Raw genomic sequence first — 2,525 nt, forward strand, 5'->3', positions numbered from 1 at the left:
CGCGACCGTGCACACCCACCAGTACCCGCTCAAACCCAAGCTCGACATCACCAGCCGCCACCAGCTGATCAGCCTGCTGGCGAGCATGGCCGACTAGGTCACGACGTGCGGGCGCCGGCCGGGGCGAGCGGCTCCGGCCGGCCCCGGTGCCGGACCCACTCCGGCCGCAGGATCGACATCACCGCGGCGTCCACCCGTTCGCCCTGCCACAGCAGGGCGTCGCGGAGCACGCCCTCCGCGACGAAGCCGACCTTCTCGTAGACGCGGCGGGCCCGCGGGTTGAACGCGTACACCTCCAGCGAGATGCGGTGCAGGCCCAGGCGCTCGAAGCCGTGGCCGACGATCAGCCGCGTCGCCTCGGTGCCCAGGCCGCGCCCCGCCGCGCCGGGCACCAGGGAGATGCGGAAGCCGCAGCTCTCGTTGGCCCGGTCCCAGTTGTTCAGCGCGGCCTCCCCGACGACCTCGCCGGTCGCCCGCTCCACCACGGCGAGGTCCAGCCTGCCGTCCTCCCGGCCGCGCGTCGCGTACCAGGCCCGCAGCCGCACCTCGTCCGGCTCGCCGTGGCTGCCGGTGAGGCGGGTGACCTCGGCGTCGCGGAGCATCGGCGCCAACGCGGGCACGTCGTCGGCGGTGACGGGTCGGAGCACGACCAGCTCGCCGGTGAGCGTGGGTTTGGCGCGGAAGCCGACGGGTGGGTGCTGCTCGACCATGCCGACAGTCTGTCGAGCGGCCGGTCCGCTGTCGTCGGGTTTCCCCCGACCGGGGTGCGCGGTCACGGCTCCAGCAGCAGGCCGACCGAGGCGAACGTGTTCGGCACGACCTTGTCCCCGCGCACCAGCTCGGTCGGGTCCACGGCCAGCCGAGCCCGCGGCGCGCGTGCCCGCAACGCCGTCAGCGCGGCCCGCGCCTCGATCCGGGCCAGGTGGTGACCCAGGCAGTAGTGCACGCCGTGCCCGAACGCCGCGTGCCCCAGCGCGGCGTTGCCGGTCGCGGGCACGCGCGTCGGGTCGAAGCGGTCCGCGGTCGGACCGTGCACCAGCGGGTCGCGGCCCGCCGTGCCGAGGCCGATCATGATCACCGAGCCCTCCGGGATGACGCCGCCGGGCAGCTCGACGTCGACCGTGGCCCGGTAGTGCGGGGTGACCCGGACCGGCGGGTCCCAGCGGGCCGCCTCCTCGACCGCGGCGGCCACGGTGTCGGCGTTCAGCGCGTCCCACGCGCCGGGCGTGGACAGCAGGGCGACGACGGCGTTGCCGATCAGGCCGTTCGTCGTCTCGTGCCCGGCCACGACGAGCAGGATCGCCGTGGTCAGCAGTTCCTCCGGCGTCAGCCGCTCGCCGTCGACCTGCGCCTGCACCAGACCGCTGAGCAGCGCGTCGTCCGGCTGCTCCCGCTTCTGCTCGATGAGGCCGCCCAGGTAGCCGAACATGGCGTCGGAGGCGGGCACCACGAGCTCGGGCCGTTCGGTCATCATCGCCGCGGTCCAGTGGTGCAGCCGGTCGCGGTCCTCCGCGGGCACGCCGAGCAGGTCGCAGATCACCGCCAGCGGCAGCGGGAACGCCAGGCCCTCGATCAGGTCGGCGTCGGCCGGCATGGCGGCGACCATCTCCCGCGCGGTCTTCTCCACCGCCGACCGCATCCCGTCGATGCGGCGCGGGGTGAACGCCTGCGACACCAGGGCGCGCAGCTTGCGGTGGTGCGGCGGGTCGGTGTTGAGCATCGACGGGCCGATGATCCGGGACAGGTCGGTCGGCCTGCCCTTGCGCGCCAACTGGTCCTGCATCGCGGCGCGCAGCCCGGCGGCGTCCTTGGCCAGGCGGCCGTCGTTGAGCAGGTTGCGGGTCGCTTCCAGGCCCATGGTGGTGACCAGGACGTCCAGCCCGTTGGGCAGCTCGGCCGGGTGGACGGGGCCGAGCCGGGCCAGCGCGTCCTCGTGGGCGTGGTGCTCCCATCCGCGCAGCGGGCCGCCGACGAGGGCCTGTCGGTCCGGGGCGAATCCCGCGGTCAGCTGCACGTCGTCTCCTTGTAATGCGATCGGGTTGTGCGGCGTCCACTTTCGTGTGAGCGCTACACGCCGCGCATCCACCGCTCTCCGTATTCCGGGTGACAGCGTACGGAGATCGGTTGACGTGACCACGCGGTCGCGGATACGGAGGCGGATACGGAGGTTTGCCGATGCGGACTCCCGCACGGGTGCGCGACGCTGGACGGTGTCCGGCACCCCGACGCCGGACGGACAGACCGGGCGGGTCAGGGGGGTTCGCCGCCGCCCGGCGACCGGGGGGGCGAGGAGGGGCCGCACCCCCACTTGCGGTCCCTTTTCCCCGCCGCCGGTCCGCGCGACCGACGGCCATGCCTCCGTCGTCAGCGGTCGGCTCTCGTCACTTCGGCCGTCGCCGGTTCAGCTCTTGCCGGTCAGCCCGTCGCGCGCGGGGCCGTCGACCGCGAAACGCAACACCACGCCGGGGAACACACCCTCCACCCCCACGGCCACCACCGCCGACAGGCCCACGAACACGAAACGC

General features: G+C 74.0%; 2 protein-coding genes. Both read right to left on the reverse strand.

Features of this window, described 5'->3' with window-relative positions; translation table 11 throughout:
- Positions 1 to 98: 98 nt before the first annotated feature.
- Positions 99 to 710: a GNAT family protein gene (locus tag AB0G02_RS35050; RefSeq protein ID WP_360803179.1), complete on the reverse strand. Its 612-nt coding sequence runs from the start codon at positions 708 to 710 to the stop codon at positions 99 to 101.
- 62 nt (positions 711 to 772) lie between these two features.
- Positions 773 to 2,014, reverse strand: coding sequence for a cytochrome P450 (locus tag AB0G02_RS35055; RefSeq protein ID WP_360803182.1), 1,242 nt, complete (start codon positions 2,012 to 2,014; stop codon positions 773 to 775).
- Positions 2,015 to 2,525 lie beyond the last annotated feature (511 nt).

The organism is Actinosynnema sp. NPDC023658 (assembly GCF_040639995.1).
GTDB lineage: Bacteria > Actinomycetota > Actinomycetes > Mycobacteriales > Pseudonocardiaceae > Actinosynnema.

Excerpts from the sequence above, each read along its gene's own strand:
- AB0G02_RS35050 (WP_360803179.1), bottom strand. The coding sequence starts at position 710 with ATGGTCGAGCAGCACCCACCCGTCGGCTTCCGCGCCAAACCCACGCTC.